16 protein-coding genes and 1 pseudogene are annotated in these 23,869 nt (G+C 71.8%); 8 read left to right on the top strand and 9 right to left on the bottom strand.

Annotated elements, in window-relative coordinates; all coding sequences use genetic code 11:
• Positions 1 to 50: 50 nt before the first annotated feature.
• The 4 genes from B446_RS12755 to B446_RS12770 form a co-directional block, all read right to left on the bottom strand.
• A complete protein-coding gene (locus tag B446_RS12755; RefSeq protein WP_020939852.1) occupies positions 51 to 470 on the bottom strand; it encodes a hypothetical protein in 420 nt (139 codons plus the stop codon).
• Positions 471 to 478: 8 nt separating this feature from the next.
• Positions 479 to 1,153, bottom strand: coding sequence for a hypothetical protein (locus B446_RS12760; protein WP_148305733.1), 675 nt, complete (start codon positions 1,151 to 1,153; stop codon positions 479 to 481).
• A gap of 396 nt (positions 1,154 to 1,549) precedes the next feature.
• Positions 1,550 to 4,270 carry a pyruvate, phosphate dikinase gene (ppdK, locus tag B446_RS12765; RefSeq protein WP_020939854.1) on the bottom strand — a complete coding sequence of 907 codons (2,721 nt, stop codon included), beginning with the start codon at positions 4,268 to 4,270 and terminating at the stop codon, positions 1,550 to 1,552.
• A gap of 426 nt (positions 4,271 to 4,696) precedes the next feature.
• Positions 4,697 to 5,917: an ROK family transcriptional regulator gene (locus tag B446_RS12770; RefSeq protein WP_020939855.1), complete on the bottom strand. Its 1,221-nt coding sequence runs from the start codon at positions 5,915 to 5,917 to the stop codon at positions 4,697 to 4,699.
• A gap of 130 nt (positions 5,918 to 6,047) precedes the next feature.
• On the opposite strand from B446_RS12770, the gene B446_RS12775 reads away from it, so the two are divergent.
• The 3 genes and pseudogenes from B446_RS12775 (at position 6,048) to B446_RS40945 (ending at position 12,324) form a co-directional block, all read left to right on the top strand.
• Positions 6,048 to 7,526: an MGH1-like glycoside hydrolase domain-containing protein gene (locus B446_RS12775; protein WP_020939856.1), complete on the top strand. Its 1,479-nt coding sequence runs from the start codon at positions 6,048 to 6,050 to the stop codon at positions 7,524 to 7,526.
• A pseudogene (locus tag B446_RS12780) lies at positions 7,523 to 9,461 on the top strand (glycogen debranching N-terminal domain-containing protein). The gene B446_RS12775 and the pseudogene B446_RS12780 overlap by 4 nt, the downstream one beginning before the upstream one ends.
• 172 nt (positions 9,462 to 9,633) lie before the next feature.
• Entirely contained in the window at positions 9,634 to 12,324 is a 2,691-nt protein-coding gene (locus B446_RS40945) for a sulfatase-like hydrolase/transferase (RefSeq protein WP_020939857.1), read from the top strand.
• Positions 12,325 to 12,375: 51 nt separating this feature from the next.
• On the opposite strand, the gene dusB is transcribed toward B446_RS40945, so the two are convergent.
• Entirely contained in the window at positions 12,376 to 13,509 is a 1,134-nt protein-coding gene (gene dusB / locus B446_RS12790) for a tRNA dihydrouridine synthase DusB (protein WP_020939858.1), read from the bottom strand.
• Positions 13,510 to 13,690: 181 nt separating this feature from the next.
• Here dusB and B446_RS12795 point away from each other — a divergent pair, with 181 nt between their 5' ends.
• Complete coding sequence (locus B446_RS12795) at positions 13,691 to 15,142, top strand: MFS transporter (protein WP_043478143.1); 1,452 nt, start codon at positions 13,691 to 13,693, stop codon at positions 15,140 to 15,142.
• A 114-nt stretch (positions 15,143 to 15,256) separates the two neighbouring features.
• On the opposite strand, the gene B446_RS12800 is transcribed toward B446_RS12795, so the two are convergent.
• Entirely contained in the window at positions 15,257 to 16,183 is a 927-nt protein-coding gene (locus B446_RS12800; protein ID WP_020939860.1) for a helix-turn-helix transcriptional regulator, read from the bottom strand.
• Between the two features lie 101 nt (positions 16,184 to 16,284).
• Here B446_RS12800 and B446_RS12805 point away from each other — a divergent pair, with 101 nt between their 5' ends.
• Together B446_RS12805 and B446_RS12810 are read left to right on the top strand one after the other, a co-directional pair.
• Entirely contained in the window at positions 16,285 to 17,712 is a 1,428-nt protein-coding gene (locus B446_RS12805; protein ID WP_020939861.1) for an MFS transporter, read from the top strand.
• A gap of 112 nt (positions 17,713 to 17,824) precedes the next feature.
• Positions 17,825 to 18,049, top strand: a complete 225-nt coding sequence (locus B446_RS12810; RefSeq protein WP_020939862.1) for a hypothetical protein — start codon at positions 17,825 to 17,827, stop codon at positions 18,047 to 18,049.
• A gap of 70 nt (positions 18,050 to 18,119) precedes the next feature.
• Here the strand turns inward: B446_RS12810 and B446_RS12815 are convergent, their stop codons facing one another.
• Positions 18,120 to 18,707: a TetR family transcriptional regulator gene (locus tag B446_RS12815; RefSeq protein ID WP_020939863.1), complete on the bottom strand. Its 588-nt coding sequence runs from the start codon at positions 18,705 to 18,707 to the stop codon at positions 18,120 to 18,122.
• 26 nt (positions 18,708 to 18,733) lie between these two features.
• Positions 18,734 to 19,744, bottom strand: a complete 1,011-nt coding sequence (locus B446_RS12820) for an aldo/keto reductase (RefSeq protein WP_020939864.1) — start codon at positions 19,742 to 19,744, stop codon at positions 18,734 to 18,736.
• 181 nt (positions 19,745 to 19,925) lie between these two features.
• On the opposite strand from B446_RS12820, the gene B446_RS12825 reads away from it, so the two are divergent.
• Together B446_RS12825 and B446_RS12830 are read left to right on the top strand one after the other, a co-directional pair.
• A complete protein-coding gene (locus B446_RS12825) occupies positions 19,926 to 20,978 on the top strand; it encodes a chitinase (RefSeq protein WP_020939865.1) in 1,053 nt (350 codons plus the stop codon).
• 205 nt (positions 20,979 to 21,183) lie between these two features.
• On the top strand, positions 21,184 to 22,296 hold the full coding sequence (locus tag B446_RS12830; protein WP_020939866.1) for an endonuclease/exonuclease/phosphatase family protein: 1,113 nt from the start codon (positions 21,184 to 21,186) through the stop codon (positions 22,294 to 22,296).
• 56 nt (positions 22,297 to 22,352) lie between these two features.
• On the opposite strand, the gene B446_RS12835 is transcribed toward B446_RS12830, so the two are convergent.
• A complete protein-coding gene (locus B446_RS12835; protein ID WP_020939867.1) occupies positions 22,353 to 23,735 on the bottom strand; it encodes a glycine--tRNA ligase in 1,383 nt (460 codons plus the stop codon).
• Positions 23,736 to 23,869 lie beyond the last annotated feature (134 nt).

Consider the following 23,869-nt stretch of genomic DNA (forward strand, 5'->3'; position numbering starts at 1 on the left):
CCATCGTCCAATTCACATTCCATCGAAGAACCGATCACGCCCAGCGATGGCTAAAGATCACGCTCGAGATAGTCCCTGATCAACTCAACGTCCACCCGATCCTTCTGCCTACCAGAGCGCATCTTCCAGTCAAGGACCTCGCGCAGGGGACAGAATGGAATCCCCTCGATCATCTCGGCATTCTCGATCAGTTCATCAGGCTCTTTCGTGCCCGGAAGCCAGCGGTCGAAGACTTCGATATCCCCACCGAACAACAGCACCATCTGACCGTGTCCGGACGGAGCCGGTACCGGATCGGCCATGTCGAGCACGAGCTTCCAGGCAGCCCCCCGGGCCACAACGTCCAGATCCCCGACTTCCATCCGAAGGCCGTGTGCCAGCAGCGGCCCACTACCCGCGACAACGAAGTCAGCGGTAGGCAGGTGGAGGGAGCACAGCTTCTCGACAAGGGGATGCTTACTCAGCCCCACCGCGCCTCCTACAGGATGGACAGCCCGACCGTCGCACGAGCGGCAACACTCATGGCCAACGCTGCTATGACACTCGCCAGGGTACCGAGCAGGAAGTACTCGGACGCGTACTTGCCATGGTCCGAGGCAGGACCACGTGCCAGAGACTTCGCCGTCAGGGCAAGCGCCGCAGCGTCGGGTTGGCCAGCGGCCAGGAACGCGAACATGAGACCTCGCTCAAGCAGGCCGATGTTCCGACTGCCCATCATGAAGTCCTCAGCGAGTATGCGTTGAGGATCGCCTTGTGGAAGATTCTTCACTGTCCGGCGGATCGGCGCGGTGACCGCCTTGGCGATGAGGCCACCGCCATACACGGCGACAAGCCCAGCCGACATGAAGATCGCTGTCCTCTCGCTCCGCGCGAATACCGCAATTGCTTCTCGTACCTTCGCACCAGCAGTCCACCAAGCGACGGCGATCGCCACGACCAAAAGACCCGCACCAACCCGTCTCGCTACCGGCACCGAGCCGGACGTGAGCGGCAGCGTGATGGAGAATCCCAGTGAAGGCATGCCTGACGGGCTGTGCATGAGAACAGCGGACATAGCGACTAAGGCGATGATGGTCAAAACCAGCCAAGGTTTTTCCTGGCCCCTGTAGGGCTCGATCACATACACGCCGTACAACACGGAGAAGGTGATCATCGCCCAGGGTTGTGATCGCTGCCAACCGCGTTCCCACGGAACCAGAACCGACGCAGCCAACCCGAAGAGCACTCGCCCCGTTTCCATGCCCTGCCTCAACTCCGTTGCTACACAACGCACTTGGTCCCAGAAGGAGCTCAGCATCATAGCTGGAGCCCTGCTTCAGGCCACGACACCCGAGAGTCATCGACGAATGAACCGTTCCCGCAGCGGGCGTCGAACGCAAGCGCCAAGGTCAGCAGCTGACGCTTCCACCTGCGGACCTGTCAGCCCTCACAGCCGACGCACGAAGCGGCGGCACCCCCGCACAGGGTGCCGCCGCTTCTCTTTTCTTTTCGTGCGCCGGAGCCGTCGTCGATCGGTTTGAGGGTCGGGGACCGACGACGGCTCCGGGGTCTAGCGGTGGTCGCTGCCAGCGGAGTTGGTGGCCGCGCGGCCCGCTTCCAGGCGGGCGACCGGGATGCGGAACGGGGAGCAGGAGACGTAGTCCAGGCCGGCCTCGTGGAAGAAGTGGACCGACTCCGGGTCGCCGCCGTGCTCGCCGCAGACGCCGAGCTTGAGGTCGGGGCGGGTGGCGCGGCCGGCCTGGGCGGCCGCCTTCACCAGGGAGCCGACGCCGTCCTTGTCGATCGTCTCGAACGGGCTGACGCCGAAGATGCCCTTCTCCAGGTAGGCCGTGAAGAACGAGGCCTCCACGTCGTCCCGGGAGAAGCCCCACACCGTCTGGGTCAGGTCGTTCGTGCCGAAGGAGAAGAACTCCGCGGCCTCGGCGATCTGGCCGGCGGTGAGCGCGGCGCGCGGCAGCTCGATCATCGTGCCGATCGCGAGCTTGAGTTCCGTGCCCGTCGCCGCCTGGACCTCGGCGATGACCTGGTCGGCCTCCTCGCGGACGATCTCCAGCTCCTGGACCGTGCCGACGAGCGGGATCATGATCTCGGCGCGCGGGTCGCCCTTGGCGCTCTTGCGCTCCGCCGCGGCCTCCGCGATCGCACGGACCTGCATGGTGAACAGACCGGGGATGACCAGGCCGAGGCGCACACCGCGCAGGCCCAGCATCGGGTTCTGCTCGTGCAGGCGGTGCACCGCCTGGAGCAGGCGCAGCTCGTTCTCGTGCGGCTCCTGGCGGGACTCGGCCAGGGCCACGCGGACCGACAGCTCGGTGATGTCCGGCAGGAACTCGTGCAGCGGCGGGTCGAGCAGGCGGATCGTCACCGGAAGGCCGTCCATCGCCTCGAACAGCTCGACGAAGTCCTTCTTCTGCAGGGGCAGCAGCTCCCGCAGGGCGGCCTCGCGCTCCTCCTGGGTGTCGGCGAGGATCAGCTTCTCGACCATCTCGCGGCGCTCGCCGAGGAACATGTGCTCGGTGCGGCACAGGCCGATGCCCTGGGCGCCGAAGCGGCGGGCGCGCAGCGCGTCCTCGGCGTTGTCCGCGTTGGCGCGCACGCGCAGGCGGCGCTTGCGGTCGGCGAAGGCCATCATCCGGTGCACGGCCTCGACCAGCTCGTCGGCGTCGTCCGCGCCCGGGTGCATCCGGCCCTCGAAGTACTCGACGACCGGGGACGGCACGACCGGGACCTCGCCCAGGTAGACCTTGCCGGAGGAGCCGTCGATGGAGATGACGTCGCCCTCCTCCACGACGTGGCCGCCGGGCACCGTCATCCGGCGGCGCTTGGTGTCGACCTCGAGCTCCTCGGCGCCGCAGACACAGGTCTTGCCCATGCCGCGGGCGACCACGGCCGCGTGGGAGGTCTTGCCGCCGCGCGAGGTCAGGATGCCCTCGGCCGCGATCATGCCGTCGAGGTCGTCGGGGTTGGTCTCGCGGCGGACGAGGATGACCTTCTCGCCCGAGCGGGACCACTTCACGGCGGTGTAGGAGTCGAAGACCGCCTTGCCGACCGCGGCGCCCGGCGAGGCGGCGATGCCCCGGCCGACCTTCTCGATCTTCGCGGACTCGTCGAAGCGCGGGAACATCAGCTGCGCGAGCTGGGCGCCGCTGACGCGCTGGAGCGCCTCGGTCTCGTCGATGAGGCCCTGGTCCACGAGCTGGGTCGCGATACGGAAGGCGGCACCGGCGGTGCGCTTGCCGACGCGGGTCTGGAGCATCCAGAGCTGGCCGCGCTCGATGGTGAACTCGATGTCGCAGAGATCCTTGTAGTGGTTCTCCAGGGTCTCCATGATCTGCATGAGCTGGTCGTACGACTTCTTGTCGATGTTCTCCAGCTCGGCGAGCGCGACCGTGTTGCGGATGCCCGCGACCACGTCCTCGCCCTGCGCGTTCTGCAGGTAGTCGCCGTAGACGCCCTGGTGGCCGGAGGCGGGGTCGCGGGTGAAGGCGACGCCGGTGCCGGAGTCGGGGCCGAGGTTGCCGAAGACCATCGAGCAGACGTTGACGGCCGTGCCTAGGTCGTGCGGGATGCGCTCCTGGCGGCGGTAGAGCTTGGCGCGCTCGCCGTTCCAGGAGTCGAAGACCGCCTTGATGGCGAGGTCCATCTGCTCGCGCGGGTCCTGCGGGAAGTCCCGGCCGGCCTCGGTCTTGACGATCTTCTTGAACTTGGTGACCAGCTTCTTCAGGTCGGCGGCCTCGAGGTCGGTGTCGACCGTGACCTTCTTGGCGGCCTTGGCCGCCTCGAGGGCCTCCTCGAAGAGCTCACCGTCGACGCCGAGGACGGTCTTGCCGAACATCTGGATCAGGCGGCGGTAGGAGTCCCACGCGAAGCGGTCGTCGCCGGCCTGCTTGGCCAGGCCCTGCACCGACTTGTCGGAGAGGCCGATGTTCAGGACGGTGTCCATCATGCCGGGCATGGAGAACTTCGCGCCCGAGCGGACGGAGACGAGCAGGGGGTCGTCGGCCTGGCCGAGCTTCTTGCCCATCTTCTGCTCGAGGGCGTCGAGGTGCGCACTCACCTCGTCACGCAGTGCCGCGGGCTCCTCGCCGCTCTCCAGGTAGACCTTGCAGGCCTCCGTGGTGATGGTGAAGCCGGGAGGGACCGGGAGGCCCAGGTTCGTCATCTCGGCGAGGTTGGCACCCTTGCCGCCGAGGAGATCCTTGAGCTCCTTGTTGCCCTCGGTGAAGTCGTAAACGAACTTCGCTACGTGGGGTTCTTTGTTTTCCGACACGGGTCTCGACTCCTTGAGGCCGCGGTGGCTGCCCTGACGGCCAGGAACATACCCAGATCGAAGGCACCTGGGTACGTCCACTTGCCCGTCATGCGCCTGTAACCACTCGTCCGCCAGCGGATCGAAAGTCAAAGCTTGGCAAGCAACTGCCGCAGCATGTGTTCATCTCTTGAACGCACTCACCCTCCAAGGTGGGGTTTGACGCTCAGGTGAGCGGCCTGTGGCACGTCTGAGTTCGATCGATGAACGATCAAGGGGTGGCACCGAGTGCCACCCCTTGGAGAAGTGCAGTCGCCCAAGATCCGCTCATCTGAGCGCAACCCTTATCAAGGGTGGCGAGAATCACGCTGCCACAACGCGCCCGATTTCACCATGCGGACGTGCGTCCAGACCGGAGACGAGCAGGTGGAGCGGGTCGTCCCCCCGTCACACGCCCAGCGCGAGCAGCCGCTCCTCCACCCGCTCGGGCGCGTACAGGTGCTCCACGACCAGCGCGCCCGCCCCCACCAGCGCCGCACGCTCCCCCAGCCGGGAGGTCACCACGTCCAGGCGGGCGGTGGAGCGGGGCAGCGCCCGCTGGTAGAGCAGTTCCCGCACACCGGTGAGGAAGGCGGTCCCGGCCAGGTCCCCGGCGATCATCAGCACGCCCGGGTTGAGCAGGGTCACCACCGTGGCCAGCACGTCCCCGACCCGGCGGCCGGCCTCCCGGGCCAGCGCGGCCGCCTGAGGGTGCCCGGCGGCCAGCAGGTCCCGTACGTCCGAGCCGGACGCGGCCGGCACCCCGGACTCCGCCAGCCGCCGGGCCACGGCACCGCCACTGGCGACGGCGGCGAGACAGCCGTACGAGCCGCACCGGCACAGCGCCTCGGAGCCCACCCGGATGTGCCCGATGTCCCCCGCGCCGCCGTCGACGCCCCGGTAGACCGAGCCGCCGACCACCACCCCGGCGCCGATGCCCGTGGACACCTTCACCAGCACGAACGCCGAGCAGTCGGGGTACGCCGTGCGCTGTTCGCCGTAGGCCATCAGGTTGGCGTCGTTGTCGACCAGGACGGGGACGGGAGCGGCGCCGGTGTGCTCGGTGAAGGCGCGGGAGAGGCGGCCCCTTATGTCGTAGCCGTCCCAGCCCGGCATCATCGGCGGCTGCACGACCCGGCCGGTCCCGCTGTCCACCGGGCCCGGCACCGCGAGCCCGATCCCGCACACCTCGTGCGGCGGCTGACCGGCCTCGGCCAGCAGCGCGGCGAACCAGCGGCCGAGTTCGCCGAGCACCGCCTCGGGTCCGTCCTCCACCACCAGGATGCCCGCGCGCTCGGCGACGATCTCGCCGGTCAGGGTGAGGACGGCCGCGCGCGCGTGCCGGGTGTCGAGGTCGGCGGCGAGGACGACCGCGTGGGAGTCGTCGAACTCCAGGGTGATGGCGGGGCGCCCGCCGAGCGGCGACTCGACCGGGCCCCCGGCGCCCTCGCGCAGCCAGCCCGCCCGGAACAGCCGGTCCAGGCGCTGCCCGACGGTGGCCCGGGACAGCCCGGTGGCCTGCTGGAGCGCGCCCCGGGTCACCGCCCGTCCGCTGCGCACCAGTTCGAGCAGGTCGCCGGCGCCGGGCTGACTTCCGCCCTTGCCGCTCCTGCCGGGCCGTCCGGTCATGCACACCCCCTTGTGTTCCTCAAACCCGCATTACATAGTGAGTTTTGCGTGTTAAATAGACGTAACCCCACGGTAGCCACCGCCGGCCGCCGTCAAACCCGATCGGCCGGACGTCTTCGGGGAGCCCCGAGTGGACCGCACTTCCCAGCTCACAGCCTGCGCCCCTGAGCGCGGGACCGCATACGATCCCCCGGCCCCGTCCGGGCGGCCCGGACTGCCGGGCCTCCCCGGCCTGTCCGGCCCGGCCGAGGCGTCGCTGCGCGCGCGGGCGGCCCGCGTACTGGCGGCGAACTGGACGGGCAGCTCGACCGTCCCCTCGCGCAGTCTGTATCCGCACCAGTGGTCCTGGGACTCGGCCTTCGTCGCCGTCGGCCTGCGGCACCTGTCGCCGCTGCGGGCGCAGACGGAGCTGGAGACCCTGCTGGCGGCCCAGTGGGGCGACGGGCGCGTCCCGCACATCGTCTTCAACCCCTCCGTACCGCTCGACGCGTACTTCCCGAGCCCCGACTTCTGGCGCTCCTCGACCGCGGGGCGCGCGGCCGGCGCCCCGCGCACCGTACAGACGTCCGGCATCGTGCAGCCACCCGTGCACGCCCTGGCGGTCTGGCTGGTGCACCGCGCCGACCCCGTCCTGTCGCGGGCGCGCGGCTTCCTGGCCCGGGCGTATCCCCGGCTGGCCGCCTGGCACCGCTATCTGCTGCACCGGCGGGACCTGGGCGGGGGCGGTCTTGCGTCCGTCGTGCACCCCTGGGAACAGGGTATGGACAACAGCCCCTGCTGGGACCTCCCGCTCTCCCGGATCCCCCCGGCCCCGGACGGCTCCTTCCGCCGCGCCGACCTCGGGCACGGCGCCGCCGAGGACCGGCCGACCGACCTCGACTACGGGCGGTACGTGCGGCTGGCCGCGGACTACCGGGACGCCGGGTACGCCGACGGGGGCGGGGACTTCGCCGTCGAGGACCCGGCGTTCAACGCCCTGCTGATCGCGTCCGAGCGGGCGCTGGCCCGGATCGCCGAGGAGCTGGGGGCGCCGGGGACGGCCCGCCGCGCCCGCGCGGCACGGCTGACGGCGGCCCTGGTGGAACGGCTGTGGGAGCCGGCGAGCGGGATGTTCCTGTGCCGGGACCTGCGCGGCGGCGGCCTGCTGCCCGAGCGCGGTGTGTCCGGGCTGGTCCCGCTGCTGCTGCCGGAACTGCCCGGGGACGTCGTCGGCGCGCTGGTGCGCACGCTGCGCGGCCCGCACTTCGGGCTCGGCCGGTCCACGGCGCTGGTCCCGAGCTACGACCTGCTCGGCGAGGCCTTCGACCCGCACCGGTACTGGCGCGGACCCGCCTGGTTCAACACGAGCTGGCTGCTGGAGCGGGGGCTGCGGACGCACGGCGAGCGGGAGCCTGCCGACGCCCTGCGCGCGGCGGTGCCCGCCCTCGCCGGGGCCAGCGGCTTCGCCGAGTACGTCGACCCGTACACCGGCGAGGCGTGCGGCGCGACCGGCTTCAGCTGGACCGCCGCGCTCGCACTGGACCTGCTGCACGCGCGCCGGGGCCCCACCGTGTCCCGGACGGCCACCGGCGCGTTCGACACCAGTGACAAGGGAGGGGACCGGCGATGACGGACCGGCATCATCTGCTCGTGCACGGGGCGACCTTCGCCGCCGTGGGCGACCGCGGCGACATCAGCGGGGTACGGGGCGGCAGCTCGCCCGACGGGCTGTTCGTGCGCGACGCCCGGCACCTCAGCCGCTGGCAGCTCACCCTCGACGGCGCGGTGCCCGAGGTGCTCACCCCGGTCGCCGACGGCGACACGGCCCGCTGTGCGCTGGTGCCGCGCGGGGGCCGGCAGGAGCCGCCCGGGCACACCCTCTTCCGGGAACAGGCCGTCGGCGACAGCTCGTTCGTCGAGTCCCTGCGGGTGACCAGCAACCGCCCGGCGCCCACCACCGTCCGGCTCGCCCTCACCGCCGACGTCGACTTCACCGACCAGTTCGAGCTCCGCTCCGACCACCGCACCTACGTCAAGGCCGGCGCCGTGCGCTCGCGCCAGATCCTGGACGACGGCATCCAGTTCACCTACCGGCGGGCCGAGTGGCGGTCCTGCACGACCATCACGGCCGAGCCCGCCCCGGACGCCGTCGAGGAGACCGGCACCGGTGCCCGCCGTCTGGTGTGGACCCTGGAGCTGGAACCCCACGGCACCACCGAGCTGATGCTGCGTGTGATGGCCCGCCCGCACGGCGACCGGCGCGCCCTGCGGGTCCCGCGTTCCCCCGCCTCGGTGCGCGAGCAGGTCCTCGGCCTGGAGGAGCGGTTCGTGGAGGGCGTCGCCTTCCCGGCCGGCCGGCCGGAGCTGGCCAGGGCCTGCGCCCGCGGCCTGGCCGACCTGGCCGCGCTCCAGGTGCCCGCGACCGGACCGGACGGCGAGGAGCTGCGCGTCCCGGCCGCCGGTGCCCCCCTGGTTCCTCACCCTGCTCGGCCGGGACGCGCTGCTCACCGCCCTGTTCACGCTGCCGTACCGGCCCCGGTCGGCCGCCGCCACGCTGCTCGCGCTGGCCGCGACGCAGGCGACCGGGACCGGCGGGGCGTCCGCCGCCCAGCCCGGCAAGATCGTGCACGAGGTGCGGCACGGCGAGCTGGCGCACTTCGGGCAGGTGCCGTTCGGGCGGTACTACGGCTCGGTCGACGCGACCCCGCTGTTCCTGATCCTGCTCGGGGCGTACGCCGAGCGGACCGGCGACACGGGCCTGGCCCGGCGTCTGGAGCCGCACGCCCGGGCCGCCGTCGGCTGGATGCTGGACCACGGCGGGCTGACCTCGCGCGGCTACCTCGTCTACCGCGCCGACGAGGGCGGCCTGGCCAACCAGAACTGGAAGGACTCCCCCGGCGCCATCTGCTGGGCCGACGGCACCCGGCCCACCGGGGCGGTGATGGCCGCGGGCGCCCAGGGCTACGCGTACGACGCGCTGCGCCGCACCGCCTGGGTGGCGCGCACGGCGTGGGCCGACGAGACGTACGCGGCGCTGCTGGAGCAGGCGGCGGCCGACCTGCGGGACCGCTTCCAGCGGGACTTCTGGATGCGGGAGCACTCCTTCCCGGCGCTCGCGCTGGACGGTGACGGGCGGCAGGTGGACGCGCTGGCCTCCGACGCCGGGCACCTGCTGTGGTCGGGGCTGCTGGACAAGGAGTACGGCGAGGCGGTCGGCCGGCGCCTGCTGGAGCCGGACTTCTTCTCGGGCTGGGGAGTGCGCACGCTCGCCTCCGGCCAGCCGGCGTACCACCCGCTGTCGTACCACCGCGGTTCGGTCTGGCCGCACGACAACGCGCTGATCACGCTGGGCCTGGCCCGCTACGGGCTGCACGACGAGGCCCGTACGGTGGCGCGCGCCCTGGTGGAGGCGGCGTCGGCGGCCGGCCACCGGCTGCCGGAGGTCCTGGCGGGCTACGGCCGTGGCACCCACCCGGAGCCGGTGCCGTACCCGCACGCGTGCGTCCGCGAGGCCCGTTCGGCGGCCGCCCCGCTGGCCCTGCTCACCGCGGTCGGAGGGGTCTGACGGGCCTTGACCGGGCGTTTGCCCGGTGTTTGCCGAGGTCCGTGAACAGCGGACTCGGGTGGCCCGTACGGGATGGCGGCGGGCCAAGGCGGGCCGTGTTTCCCCGGCCCCGCCCAGCCTCCCGGCGTGGCCCGCCACTCCGTCACGGGTCTCGCACGGAAGGACCTCCGGGTTGCCTCAGCACACGAGCACGCGCCAGTCGCCGGACACACCGGAGGCGACGACCGGGGACACCCCGGCCGAAGCGGAGCCGACTACCGCGGAGGCTCCCCGGTCGGCTGCGCCCAAGCCCCCGAATCCCCGCGCCGCGGAATCGGCCGCCGCCGGGGAAGCGGAGGGGCCGGGTACCGGTGAGGCGGCTGCCACCGGGCAGGCGAAGAAGCCCGGCAGCGGTGGGGCCACCCCCACCGGAGAGGCTGAGAAGCCCGGCAGCGGTGGGACCGCCGCCGAGGAGGCGAGGAAGCCCGGCACGGACAGCGCCGAGGACGCTGACGCCACCGGAGAGGCGCAGGAACCCGGCACCGGCGAGACCGCCACCACCGGAGAGACGGAGGAACCCGGCACTGGTGGGACCGCCGCCGTCGAGGAGGCCGAGGAGCCCGGCACCGACAGCGCCGAGGAGGCTGACGCCGGCCGCCCGGCGGCGAAGACGGTCGCCTCAGAGGCCGGCCCCGCCGAGGAGGCAGCGAAGCCGGACGCCGCCGCGACCGGCGGCGCCGGCAAGGACCCGGCGCCCGGTCCCGACAAGGCCGGCCCCGCCGGCGAGGCCGCACAGCCCGGAGCTGACGAGGCCGCCGCCACCGCAGAGTTCGCTCCACCCCGCGCAGACGAGGCCGCCGCCACCGGAGAGACGGAGGAACCCGGCGCTGGTGGGGCCGCCGCCACCGCAGAGGCCGCACCACCCCGCGCAGACAATGCCGCCACCACCGGAGAGACGGAGGAACCCGGCGCTGGTGGGGCCGCCGCCACCGCAGAGGCCGCATCACCCCGCGCAGACGAGGCACCGGCGCCCGGCACGGGCGGGTCCGCCGGCCGCGAGGCCGCACAGTCCGGGATCGACCAGGCCGTCCCGGCCGGCGACGCCCCGGCGCCCGGCGCCGGCGGAGCCGGCCCCACCCCGGCGACCACCGGCGAAGCCCACCCCACCCCCGCGGCGGTGGCCGGTGCGGGCGGGGTGCGGGCCCGGTGGCTCGGGCGGACAGCGCGCTGGCGGGACGCGCATCCGGCGGCGGCGCGGGGGCTGTCCGTGGCGGTGACCGTGCTGGCCGCCGCGCTGGTCGTCGCCGCGCTGGTGCTGCCGAACACCGTGGTCGGGCTGCGGCCCGCGAAGTTCGTCCGGCTCCCGGCGGAGGCGGTCATCGGGGCAGCGGTGATGCTGGCCCTGCCGCGCCGGCCCCGGGTGGTGCTGGCCGCGGTGTCCGGGGTGGCGCTGGCCGCGATGACCGTGCTGAACCTGCTCGACATGGGGTTCAACCAGTACCTCGGCCGCAGCTTCAACCTCGTCCTCGACTGGAGCCTGCTCGGCGACGCGCAGTCGTACCTGGAGGACTCGCTCGGCCGCACGGCCACCCTCGCCGCCACCGCCGGTCTGATCGTCGTGGTCCTGCTGCTCTTCGTGCTGCTGGCGCTGTCCATGGTCCGGCTGAGCGACCTGCTCGCGCGGCACACCGGCACCGCCACCCGCGGCACGCTGGTCGCGGGCGTCGTGTGGATCACCTGCTCCTCGCTCGGCCTGCAGATCTCCGGCGTGCCGATCGCCTCGGACCGCACCGCGGCCGCCCTGAAGATCCAGGCCCACCGGGTGAGCGACACCCTCCGGGACGAGGCGGAGTTCCGGAAGGTGGCCAGGGTGGACGCCTTCGGCGACACCCCCGGCGCCCAGCTCGTGCCCGACCTGCGCGGCAAGGACATGATCTTCACGTTCATCGAGAGCTACGGCCGCAGCGCGATCGAGGACCCGATCATCGCGCCCGGCGTCGACAAGACGCTGGACGAGCGCACCGCCGCGCTGGCCAAGGCCGGCTTCCACGCCAGGAGCGGCTGGCTGACCTCGGCGACCTACGGCGGCAGCAGCTGGCTCGGCCACTCCACCACCATGTCGGGGCTGTGGGTCAGCAACCAGCAGCGCTACCGCACCGTCATGGCGAGCGACCACCTCAGCCTCACCAAGGCCTTCGAGAAGACCGGCGCCTTCGACACGGTCGGGGTCATGCCGGGGGTGCAGAAGGCCTGGCCCGAGCAGAGCTTCTACGGCCTGAACAAGGTCTACAACGCCTTCGAACTCGGCTACAAGGGACCGAAGTTCAGCTGGTCGACCATGCCGGACCAGTACGCGCTCCAGCAGTACCAGGACCGGGTGCACAGCAAGAAGCCCGCCGACGGCAAGTCGCGGATGTCGCTGCTCATCCTCACCTCCAGCCACCAGCCCTGGGCGCCGATCCCGAAGATGGTCGGCTGGGACCAGCTCGGCGACGGCTCGGTCTTCAAGGGCATCCAGGCGGCGGGCAACAAGCCGGCCGACATCATCGCCGACACCACCAGGTCCCGGCAGGAGTACGGCAAGTCGGTCCAGTACTCGGTGACCGCGCTCACCCAGTGGCTGGAGCGCTACGGCGACAAGGACACCGTCCTGGTGTTCCTCGGCGACCACCAGCCCATCGCCCGCGTCAGCGGCAACCACGCCAGCCGTGACGTGCCGGTCGCCATCGTCGCCAAGGACCCGAAGGTCCTCGACAAGATCGACGGCTGGGGGTGGACGGACGGCCTCCGGCCCGCGCACGACGCCCCGGTGTGGAAGATGAGCGCCTTCCGCGACCGCTTCCTGACGGCCTACGGGTCGACCCCCCACCCCAAGCGGGGCTGACCGCCGGACGGCGGGCAGCGGTCAGGGACGGTGAACCGCAGGACGGCAGCCTCAGCCGCCCGACGTGTCCAGCTCCGCGTCCTCGCCGACGCCCGCGCAGTCGTACGGGTCCTTCAGCCAGCCGTCCGGCAGCACCACCCGGTTGTTGCCGGACGTACGGCCGCGGGGCCCGTCGGCGCCGGCCGGCCAGGGCTGGTCCAGGTCCAGCTCGTCCAGACCGGCCCGCAGTTCCGCGAGCGACGAGGTGATCGCGAGCCGCTTGCGCATCTCGGAGCCGACCGCGAAGCCCTTGAGGTACCAGGCGACGTGCTTGCGGAAGTCGACGACGCCCTTCGACTCGTCCCCGATCCACTCGCCGAGCAGGGTGGCGTGGCGGACCATGACACCGGCCACCTCGCGCAGCGTCGGCCGGGCCAGGTCCTCGGTGCGCCCCTCGAAGGCGGCGACCAGGTCCGCGAACAGCCACGGCCGCCCGAGGCAGCCGCGCCCGACGACCACACCGTCGCAGCCGGTCTCCCGCACCATGCGCAGCGCGTCCTCGGCCGACCAGATGTCGCCGTTGCCGAGCACCGGGATCTCGGGCACGTGCTCCTTCAGCCGGGCGATGGCCTCCCAGTCGGCCGTACCGCCGTAGTGCTGGGCGGCCGTGCGGCCGTGCAGCGCGATCGCCGTGACGCCCTCCTCGACGGCGATGCGGCCGGCGTCCAGGTAGGTGATGTGGTCGTCGTCGATGCCCTTGCGCATCTTCATCGTGACGGGCAGGTCACCCGCCCCGCTGACCGCCTCGCGCAGGATGGCCCGCAGCAGGTTGCGCTTGTACGGCAGCGCGGAGCCGCCGCCCTTGCGGGTCACCTTGGGGACCGGGCAGCCGAAGTTCAGGTCGATGTGGTCGGCGAGGCCCTCCTCCGCGATCATGCGGACGGCCTTGCCGACGGTCGCCGGGTCGACGCCGTACAGCTGGATCGAACGCGGCTGCTCGCTCGCGTCGAACCTGATCAGCTGCATGGTCTTGTCGTTGCGCTCGACCAGGGCCCGGGTGGTGATCATCTCGCTGACGAACAGGCCCTTGCCGCCGCTGAACTCCCGGCACAGGGTGCGGAAGGGCGCGTTGGTGATGCCCGCCATGGGTGCGAGCACGACGGGCGGCGCGACGGCGTGCGGGCCGATGGAGAGCGGGTGGGTCATCAGACGGCTCCGGGACGGACGTACGGCGGACGGCAAGGAACCATTGTCCCTCACTCCCCGCCCTGCTCCGCCGGCCCCTCCCGGCGCCCGGGGTGCTTGACCTCCGGCCCCACGGACACGCCAGCATCTTGTAGCGGTCATTAGTTAGATGCACTATCGAAATTCGCGTACGATGGGAACCATGCCCGAGCTCAGCCACCGCCGTCGCATGCTCGTGCTCGCGATCTGCTGCATGAGTCTGCTGATCGTGAGCCTCGACAACACCGTCCTGAACGTCGCACTGCCCTCCATGCAGCGCGAACTGCACGCCGAGACCTCCGGCCTGCAGTGGACCATCGACGCCTACACGCTGGTCCTGGCCTCCCTGTTGATGCTCGCGGGCTCCACCGCCGACCGCATCGGCCGCAAGCGGATCTTCATGTCGGGCCTGGTCGTCTTCTCGATCGGCTCGCTGCTCTGCTCCCTCGCGCCCAACCTCGAACTGCTCGTCGTCTTCCGCATGGTCCAGGCGGTCGGCGGCTCGATGCTCAACCCGGTCGCCATGTCGATCATCACCAACACCTTCACCGACTCCCGTGAGCGCGCCCGCGCGATCGGCGTCTGGGGCGCGGTGGTCGGCATCTCCATGGCGGCCGGGCCACTGGTCGGCGGCCTGCTGGTGGAGTCGGTCGGCTGGCGCTCCATCTTCTGGGTCAACCTCCCGGTCGGCCTCGCGGCCCTGCTGCTCACGCTGCGGTTCGTGCCGGAGTCCCGGGCGCCCAAGGCCCGCCGCCCCGATCCGATCGGCCAGCTGCTGGTCATCGCCCTGTTCGGCTCGCTGACGTACGCGATCATCGAGGCGCCGGACGCCGGGTTCGGCGCCGTGGCACCCTTCGCCGTGGTGGCGCTCGTGGCCCTGCTCGCCCTGCTCTGGTACGAGCCGCGCCGCGACGAACCCCTGATCGACCTGCGCTTCTTCCACTCCGCCCCGTTCAGCGGCGCGACCGTGATCGCGGTCAGCGCGTTCGCGGCGCTCGGCGGCTTCCTGTTCCTGTCCACGCTGTACCTGCAGAACGTGCGCGGCCTCGACGCGCTGCACGCGGGCCTGTGGATGCTGCCGATGGCCGCGCCCACGTTCCTGTGCGCGCCGCTGTCGGGACGCCTGGTGGGCAGCCGGGGCCCGCGACTGCCGCTCGTGCTGGCCGGCGCCGCGATGACCGCGAGCGGGGTGCTGTTCGCGGTCTTCGAGGCGGAGACCTCCGACGCCACCCTGTTCGTCGGCTACATGCTGTTCGGCATCGGCTTCGGCTTCGTGAACGCCCCGATCACCAACACGGCGGTGTCCGGGATGCCGCGGGCCCAGGCGGGGGTCGCGGCCGCGGTCGCCTCCACCAGCAGGCAGCTCGGTCAGTCGCTCGGTGTGGCCGTCGTGGGAGCGGTGCTCGCCTCCGGGGTGGGGTCCTCGCCGTACAAGGACGCGTTCGTGTCGGCCGCCAGGCCGGGATGGTGGATCCTCACCGCGTGCGGGCTGGCCGTGCTGGTCCTCGGCTTCGTCTCCAGCGGACGCTGGGCCCGGCGGACCGCCGAGCGTACGGCGGACCGGCTGGAGTCGGCGGAGGTACGCGAGGTCGTCGGAGCCTCCGGGCGCGCCTGACCCGGGCGCGCCCCGCCGTGAGAAGCACCTGACCTGGGCGCGCCCCACCGTCAGGGGCGTCTGAGCCTGCCCCGGACCGGCCCCGAGCGCGACTCGGGGCCCTTCCAGAGGCCCTCAGGCGCCGTGCCCCTGACCCGCCCCCGCCAGTGCCTTCTCGTGCAGCTTCTCCAGGCGCCGGCGGGTCTCCTCGTTCCGGGGGGTGTACGTCACCATCCGCGGTCCCGCGTCCGGCCCCAGCCACAGGTCGGTGTGCTCCAGCGTCAGATGGCCCACGTGGGGGTTGAGGAACTCCTTGATCTTGGTGCGGTGGCCGACGACCTCGTAGCGCTCCCAGTTCTCGCGGAACTCCGCCGACTCCGTCTGCAGCCGCTTGACCAGCATCTTCCAGGCGGGCTCGCCCAGGTGGCCGGCCAGGGAGGCGCGCAGCCGGGCGGCCATCAGGCGCATGGTCTCGTCGAGGTGGACGATGGCCGCCCGCCAGTCGCTGTTGGTGTAGACGAGGAGCATGCAGTTGCGGTCCTCGGGCGGCACGGCGTCCAGGTCGCCGAGGAGCAGGCCGTAGGTGCGGTTGTAGGCGAGGATGTCGTACCGGCTGTTCTGGATGCAGGCCGGCACCGGCTCCAGTGCCCGGAGCATCTCGCGCAGGGCCGGGGTCACGCTGGGGCAGTCCGCTGCCGGGCTCGGATCGGTCGCGCCGGCCAGCTGGAAGAGGTGGGCGCGTTCGCCGGCGTCGAGCATCAGGGTGCGGGCCAGTGCGTCCAGGACCTGCACGGACACCTGGATGTTGCGGGCCTGTTCGAGCCAGGTGTACCAGGTGACGCCGACCGCGGAGAGCTGGGCGACCTCCTCCCGGCGCAGTCCTGGGGTGCGCCGCCGGGCCCCGCGGGGCAGCCCGACCTGCTCGGGCGTGATCCGCTCACGCCGGCTACGCAGGAAGGCGGCCAGCTCGTGCCGCCGGATCTCCGCACCCCGCGCGCTCGGCGGGCTCGGCGCCGTCGGCGCGGTCGGCGGGACGGTGGTGCGCTGGGCGGTGGTCGTCATGACTCCAGGGTGCTCCGCAGCGGATCCTGTTGCCAGGTATTTCTTGTACCAGGACAAGGACACTCTGGTACCCGTCTGAGGCCGCGCGCAGGCTCGGGGACATGACACAGACCGTCACCACCTCCGCGGTCCGCGCCCGGGCGTCCTCGCCCGCGCTGAGCGGGCCCGGGCTGTTCACCGTTCTGCTGGCGGCCGCGCTGCCGCTGGTCGACTTCTTCATCGTCAACGTCGCCCTGCCCACCATCGGTGCCGACCTCGCCGCGGGCGAGGCCGTGCTGGAGCTGGTCGTGGCCGCGTACGGGGTCGCCTACGCCGTGCTGCTCGTGCTCGGCGGCCGGCTCGGGGACCTGTTCGGCCGGCGGCGGCTGTTCCTCGCCGGCATGGCCGCCTTCGGGCTGACCTCGCTGGCCTGCGGGCTCGCGCCCGGCGCCTGGTGGCTGGTGGGCGCGCGGGCCGCGCAGGGCGCGTCCGCCGCGGCGATGCTGCCGCAGGTGCTCGCCACCATCCAGGCCGCCACGAGCGGCGGCCGCCGGGCCCGGGCGATGAGCCTGTACGGCGCCACCGCGGGACTGTCCATGGTGGCCGGGCAGATCCTGGGCGGGGTGCTGGTCGCCGCCGACCTCGCCGGGAGCGGCTGGCGGGCCATCTTCCTGGTCAACGTGCCGGTCGTGCTGCTGGGTCTGGTGCTGGCCGTGCGGTACGTGCCGGAGACCCGCTCCCCGCGTCCGGAGCCCGTCGACGGGCCCGGCACCGTCCTGCTCGCGGTGTCCCTGCTGACGCTGCTCGCGCCGCTGACCGAGGGCCGGGCCGCCGGCTGGCCGCTGTGGACGTGGCTCTCCCTGGCCGCGTTCCCGCTCGCGGCGGCCGCCTTCTACGCGGTGGAGCGGCGGGCGGACCGGCAGGGCCGCACCCCGCTGGTGCCGCCGAGCCTGTTCGCGCTGGCGTCCCTGCGCCGGGGACTGATGCTGATCCTGCCGTTCTCCGTCGGCTTCAGCGGGTTCATGTTCGTGATCGCGCTGGCGCTGCAGCGGGGCGCCGGGCTCGGGCCGGTGCCGGCGGGGCTCGCGCTCGCGCCGATGGCGGTGGCCTTCCTGTTCGTCTCCCTGTCCGGGCCGCGGCTGATCGCCCGGTACGGCACCCGGGTGCTCACCGCCGGTGCCGTGGTGCAGGGCGCGGGCGTGCTGCTGATCGTGCTGGCCGCCTGGCGGGACTGGCCGCACCTGGGCTTCGGTTCGCTGCTGCCGGGCGTGACCGTCGCCGGGGCGGGGCAGGCGCTGCAACTCCCCAACCTGATGCGGATCGTGATGTCCGAGGTGCCGCCGGCCCGGGCCGGGGTCGGCAGCGGGGTGATGGTCACCACCCAGCAGTCCGCGCTCGCCCTCGGGGTGGCCACCCTGGGCACGCTCTTCCTGGCCCTCGTCCCGCACCACGGCATGCGGGACGCGCTGGTCGTCACGCTGCTGGTGCAGCTCGCGGGGGTGGTGCTGACCGGCCTGCTCAGCCTGCGGCTGCCGCGCACGGTCGGCTGAGCCGGCCGCGCCCCGGGCACGGCTTGGACAACTCGCCTCGAAGGACCCCCTGTTGATGTTGAACCTGCTGCACACTCCTTGCGGTCGGGTCTGCCGGACGTGGGGAGGCGTCATGCCGCGGGACAACAGCACGAGCAAGGTCAGCCGCTGGGACGGGCACGGCCGGGAGCACGTCGTCCGGGTCCGGCGCACGGGTGTGCAGCGCACGATCAGCTGCGACACCTGCGGCTGGCGCCGCGGCGCCCAGTTCCTGCCCTGGCTGAAGGCCGAGGAGCACCTGGCCGAGGCCCACCAGGCGACGGTGGACCCGTCGGCCACCCGCCAGCCGTCGCGCTGACGGGCGGCACGGCCCCGGCCGACCCCCGGCCTCGGCCGAAGCCCAGCCCTGCCCCGGCCCCCAGTGGGACCTACGCCTTCAGGCCCCGCACCAGCAGCTCGACGACCGCCTCGAACTCCGTGCGGATGCCGGGCTGCTGCCACTCACGGGCGTAGCACGGGTCGTGGAAGCGGCCGGTGGCCTGGAAGACGGCGCGGGCCGCCGCGGTCGGGTCGGGTGCGGTGAAGGCGCCCGACCCGGCGCCCGCCTCGATGATCCTGGCGAGCTGGGCGGTGAGGTCGGTGACGTGCTCGCCGACCGCCTCGCCGTTCTCGTCGGTCAGCACCGTGTAGGTGGCGAACAGCTCCGGGTCGTCGCCCGCCTTGTGCCGCTTGGCCTCGAACAGGGCCGCGAGCCAGGCGCGCAGCCTGTCCTCGGCGGCGGCGTCACCGGCGGCGATGCCGGCGAGCCGCTCCGACGTGCGGTCCAGCCACCGCTTGGTCACCGCCTCGCGCAGCGCCGCCTTGGTGCGGAAGTGCCGGTAGACACTGCCGTGGCTGACCCCGAGCGCGCGGGCCACGTCGACCACGGTGGCCTTGGCCGGGCCGTGACGGCGCAGCACCTCCTCGGTCGCTTCGAGGATGCGCTCGGCGGTCAGGGTCTCGGTGGTCGGTGCCATGCCATAGACCGTACCCGGGGGCGAGGTCAGTGCTCGCTGTCGAGGTGTGCCATCTGTGCCGCCGGGTAGCGGTCGCCCGCCGCCGCGTCCGCGGGGACGGCCTGTTCGATGGCCGCGAGGTCGGCGTCGTCCAGGGTGACGTCCGCCGCGCCCAGCGCCTCGCCCAGCCGGTCGCGGGTGCGGGCGCCGACGAGCGGCACGATGTCCTCGCCACGGGAGAGGACCCAGGCGATGGCGATCTGCGCGACGGTCACGCCCTTCTGCTCGGCGATCTTGCGCAGCGCCTCGACCAGCGTCAGGTTGTGCCGCAGGTTCTCGCCCTGGAAGCGGGGCGAGTGGGCGCGGAAGTCGTTCGCGGCGAGCTGCCGGTCCTGGGAGAAGTGGCCGGAGATCAGGCCGCGGGAGAGCACGCCGTACGCGGTGATGCCGATGCCCAGCTCTCGGGTGGTCGGCAGGATCTCCCGCTCGATGCCGCGCGAGATGAGCGAGTACTCGATCTGCAGATCGGCGATCGGCGCGGTGGCGGCCGCCCGGCGGATGGTGTCGGCGCCGACCTCGCTCAGGCCGACGTGCCGGACGTACCCCTTCTCGATCAGCTCGCCGATCGCGCCGACGGTCTCCTCGATCGGCACGTCCGGGTCGAGGCGTGCGATGCGGTAGACGTCGATGTGGTCGACCCCGAGGCGCTGCAGGGAGTAGGCGGCGAAGTTCTTCACGGCGGCGGGGCGGCCGTCGTAACCGCTCCAGTTGCCGTCCGGGTCGCGCAGGGCGCCGAACTTCACGCTGAGCAGGGCCTTCTCGCGCAGGGCGGCGGGCGCGGTGCGCAGGGCCTCGCCGATCAGCATCTCGTTGTGGCCCATGGCGTAGAAGTCGCCGGTGTCCAGGAGCGTGACGCCCGCTTCGAGGGCGGCGTGGACGGTGGCGACGGACTCCGCGCGGTCGGCGTCGCCGTACAGCGCGGACATGCCCATGCAGCCGAGGCCGAGGGCGGAGACGTGGGGGCCGGTGGTTCCGAGGGTGCGGGTTCGGATCGTCATGTCCTCCATGCTGCCATGACAGCTGACAGATTTCAATATCTGTCAGCTGTCATCTGTCACTTGTCGTTGTAGGCGACTTGGTCCAGACCTATTGACGAGAGGTCTGGACCACCTGCACTGTCGAGGGAAGCGAACTGTCATGCCTACGACACCTCACCGCACCCCCACCGGGAGGCCCCGCATGCTCCGCCGCACGCTGCGTCTGCTCACCGCCGCGCTCACCACGGCCGTCCTCGCCCCCCTCGCGATCGCCACCGCACCCACCGCCTCGGCCGCCGACACCTGCGCCGTGAAGTCGCGCCCGGCCGGCAAGGTGCTCCAGGGCTACTGGGAGAACTGGGACGGCGCCGCCAACGGCGTCCACCCGCCCTTCGGCTGGACCCCGATCACCGACTCCCGGATGGCCGCCCACGGCTACAACGTGCTCAACGCGGCCTTCCCGGTCATCCGCTCGGACGGGACGGCGCTGTGGGAGGACGGCATGGACAGCGGGGTGAAGGTGGCCACGCCCGCCGAGATGTGCGCGGCCAAGGCGTCCGGCCAGACGATCCTGCTGTCCATCGGCGGCGCTGCGGCCGGCATCGACCTCTCCTCCAGCGCGGTCGCCGACCGGTTCGTCGCGACCATCGTGCCGATCCTGCAGAAGTACAACTTCGACGGCATCGACATCGACATCGAGACCGGTCTGGTGGGCAGCGGCAGCATCACCCAACTGTCCACGTCGCAGGCCAATCTGATCCGCATCATCGACGGCGTCCTCGCCCGGATGCCGGCCGGGTTCGGCCTGACGATGGCGCCGGAGACCGCGTACGTGACCGGCGGCAGCGTCACCTACGGCTCGATCTGGGGCGCGTACCTGCCGATCGTGAAGAAGTACGCGGACAACGGCCGGCTGTGGTGGCTGAACATGCAGTACTACAACGGCAGCATGTACGGCTGCTCCGGCGACTCGTACGCGGCGGGCACGGTGCAGGGCTTCACCGCCCAGACCGACTGCCTCGCCAAAGGTCTCGTCGTCCAGGGCACGACCGTGAAGGTGCCCTACGACAAGCAGGTGCCCGGCCTGCCCGCCCAGCCCGGCGCGGGCGGCGGCTACCTGTCCCCGTCCCTGGTGTCCCAGGCGTGGCGGCACTACGGCGGCGCGCTCAAGGGCCTGATGACGTGGTCGGTCAACTGGGACGGCTCGAAGAACTGGACCTTCGGCGACAACGTGCGGACGCTGCAGGGGCGTTGAGCGCCCGGTCGCGGCGCGGTCCGTGTCCCCCGCGGCCCGGCCCACCCGTCCCTGACGCGAGATCAGCACCGGCTCCCCGCTCCGGGCCCGCTCCGTTGGACAGCGTTGCGCGGTGCCCGGAGAATGGGAACTGTCGGCGAGCAGTCCTCAGGCGGCGCCTGCCGCCGGCCCCGCGGTGCTCTCGCGCCGCCGGAGGAGGCCCGCCATGAGCGTCCGTATCGCCACCTTCAACATGGAGAACGTGTTCCGCCGGCCCACGGCCTTCCGCCTCGCGGAGACGGCGAAGCGCGAGGAAGTCCTCTCCGACTTCGCCAAGTTGGTCACCCTCCTGGACCTGCCGGTGTATCAGGAGGTCGACAAGAAGGAGATCGCCCGGATCATCGAGAAGCACCGGGCGTACGCCATCGACCCGCAGAACCCTCCGCCGATCTACGTCAACCAGTCCCGTCCCGGCAAGGGCTCCGGGCTGTTCCGGACGTCCGGGTCCGGGAAGGACACCAAGGTCGAGGTCACCGCGGACGGCCGTACCGGGTGGGCCGGTTGGGCCGAGCTGGGGCAGGACGACCTCGACCTGAACGTCGTGCGCAACACCGGCCGGGTGGTCTCGGAGGTCGACGCCGACATCCTGCTCACCGTGGAGGTCGAGGACCGGCTCACCCTGGAGCGCTTCAACACCCAGGTCCTGGCCGGGGCGCTCGGCAGACGCCCGTACCCGTACAACCTGCTGATCGACGGCAACGACCCCCGGGGCATCGACATCGGGATCCTCAGCCGCCACCCGATCACCTCCGTGCGGACGCACCTCTTCGACACCGACCCGGAGCACCCCGACGAGCGCCTCTTCAGCCGGGACTGCCCCGAGTTCGAGATCCAGCTCGACGGGTCGCCCCTGGTGGTCCTCGGCAACCACCTCAAGAGCAAGTTCAACGACGACCCGGAGCTGCGGCTGGCCCAGGCGAGGCGGGTCGCGGAGATCTACCGCGCCGCCTCGGAGCGCACCCCGCACGTCCTGGTCGCCGGAGACCTCAACGACGACCCGGCCAGCGCGGCGACCCAGGAGCTGCGGGAAACGGGGCTTCGGGACGTCATGAGCCACCCCTCCTACCACGGCGAGCCCGGCACCCACGGGGACTGCCACAGCGAGCACGACAAGATCGACTACGTGCTGCTGTCTCCGTCGCTCTGGCCCGAGGTGCAGCACGTCGGGCTGGAGACCCGTGGACTCTTCGCGCCGGGCATCAAGTCGTTCGACACCGTCACGTCGAAGACGGACGCGGCGTCCGACCACGCGGCGCTCTACGTGGACCTGGACCTCTGAGACACGACGGTGCCGGGCCCCGCCATGCGGGAGCCCGGCACCGGTGGATCCGCGGGTCAGGCGCCGATCAGGCGGCTGGCCAGGTAGCCCTCGATCTGGTCGAGCGAGACGCGCTCCTGCTTCATCGAGTCACGCTCGCGGACGGTGACCGCGTTGTCCTCGAGCGTGTCGAAGTCGACGGTCACGCAGAACGGCGTGCCGATCTCGTCCTGGCGACGGTAGCGGCGGCCGATGGCGCCGGCGTCGTCGAACTCGATGTTCCAGTGCTGGCGCAGCGCCTGGGCGAGGCCCTTGGCCTTCGGGGACAGCTCCGGGTTGCGGGACAGCGGGAGCACCGCCACCTTCACCGGGGCGAGCCGGTGGTCGAGGCGCAGCACGGTGCGCTTCTCCATCTTGCCCTTGGCGTTGGGCGCCTCGTCCTCGACGTAGGCGTCGAGCAGGAAGGCCAGCATGGTGCGGCCGACGCCCGCCGCCGGCTCGATGACGTACGGCGTCCAGCGCTCCTGGGCCTCCTGGTCGAAGTAGGAGAGGTCCTGGCCGGAGGCCTTGGAGTGGGCGCCGAGGTCGTAGTCGGTGCGGTTGGCGACGCCCTCGAGCTCGCCCCACTCGCTGCCGCCGAACTGGAAGCGGTACTCGATGTCGGCGGTGCGCTTGGAGTAGTGGGAGAGCTTCTCCTTCGGGTGCTCGTACCAGCGCATGTTCTCGGTACGCAGGCCGAGGCCCGTGTACCAGTTCCAGCGCTGCTCCATCCAGTACTCCTGCCACTTCTCGTCCTCGCCCGGCTTGACGAAGAACTCCATCTCCATCTGCTCGAACTCGCGGGTGCGGAAGATGAAGTTGCCGGGCGTGATCTCGTTGCGGAAGGACTTGCCCATCTGGGCGATGCCGAACGGCGGCTTGCGGCGCGAGGTGGTCTGCACCTGGGCGAAGTTGGTGAAGATGCCCTGGGCGGTCTCCGGGCGCAGGTAGGCGACCGAGCCGCTGTCCTGGGTCGGGCCGAGGTGCGTCGACAGCAGACCCGAGAACTGCTTGGGCTCGGTGAACTGGCCCTTGTTGCCGCAGTTCGGGCAGTTGATGTCGGCGAGGCCGTTCGCCGGGGCGTGGCCCTTCTTCTCCTCGTACGCCTCTTCCAGGTGGTCCGCGCGGAACCGCTTGTGACACGAGGTGCACTCGGTCAGCGGGTCCGTGAAGGTGGCGACGTGGCCGGAGGCGACCCAGACCTCGGGGGCCAGGATGACGGACGAGTCGATACCGACCACGTCCTCGCGCGACGTCACCATGTAACGCCACCACTGGCGCTTGATGTTCTCCTTGAGCTCGACACCCAGCGGTCCGTAGTCCCAGGCGGCACGCTGGCCGCCGTAGATCTCACTGCAGGGGAAAACGAAGCCACGGCGCTTGCTCAGGCTGACGATGGTGTCGATCTTGTCGGCGGCCACGGTGCTCTCTTCATTACGACGACGGGCGTTGAAGCGAGATGCTTCCAGCGAATGATTCAGGTTACCGGCGCAGGCTCCCCCACGGCCAAATCGGCCCCCGTCTACAGGCTCCCACAGGCGTTGTTGACAACGGT

The sequence above is a fragment of the Streptomyces collinus Tu 365 genome (assembly GCF_000444875.1).
GTDB lineage: Bacteria > Actinomycetota > Actinomycetes > Streptomycetales > Streptomycetaceae > Streptomyces > Streptomyces collinus_A.

What these genes read in the sequence shown, in the direction of transcription:
- B446_RS12760 (WP_148305733.1), bottom strand. Translation starts at nt 1,153, where the DNA reads ATGATCACCTTCTCCGTGTTGTACGGCGTGTATGTGATCGAGCCCTAC.
- B446_RS12770 (WP_020939855.1), bottom strand. Translation starts at nt 5,917, where the DNA reads ATGACCGGACGGCCCGGCAGGAGCGGCAAGGGCGGAAGTCAGCCCGGC.
- dusB (WP_020939858.1), bottom strand. Translation starts at nt 13,509, where the DNA reads ATGACCCACCCGCTCTCCATCGGCCCGCACGCCGTCGCGCCGCCCGTC.
- B446_RS12795 (WP_043478143.1), top strand. Translation starts at nt 13,691, where the DNA reads ATGCCCGAGCTCAGCCACCGCCGTCGCATGCTCGTGCTCGCGATCTGC.
- B446_RS12800 (WP_020939860.1), bottom strand. Translation starts at nt 16,183, where the DNA reads ATGACGACCACCGCCCAGCGCACCACCGTCCCGCCGACCGCGCCGACG.
- B446_RS12805 (WP_020939861.1), top strand. Translation starts at nt 16,285, where the DNA reads ATGACACAGACCGTCACCACCTCCGCGGTCCGCGCCCGGGCGTCCTCG.
- B446_RS12810 (WP_020939862.1), top strand. Translation starts at nt 17,825, where the DNA reads ATGCCGCGGGACAACAGCACGAGCAAGGTCAGCCGCTGGGACGGGCAC.
- B446_RS12815 (WP_020939863.1), bottom strand. Translation starts at nt 18,707, where the DNA reads ATGGCACCGACCACCGAGACCCTGACCGCCGAGCGCATCCTCGAAGCG.
- B446_RS12820 (WP_020939864.1), bottom strand. Translation starts at nt 19,744, where the DNA reads ATGACGATCCGAACCCGCACCCTCGGAACCACCGGCCCCCACGTCTCC.
- B446_RS12825 (WP_020939865.1), top strand. Translation starts at nt 19,926, where the DNA reads ATGCTCCGCCGCACGCTGCGTCTGCTCACCGCCGCGCTCACCACGGCC.
- B446_RS12830 (WP_020939866.1), top strand. Translation starts at nt 21,184, where the DNA reads ATGAGCGTCCGTATCGCCACCTTCAACATGGAGAACGTGTTCCGCCGG.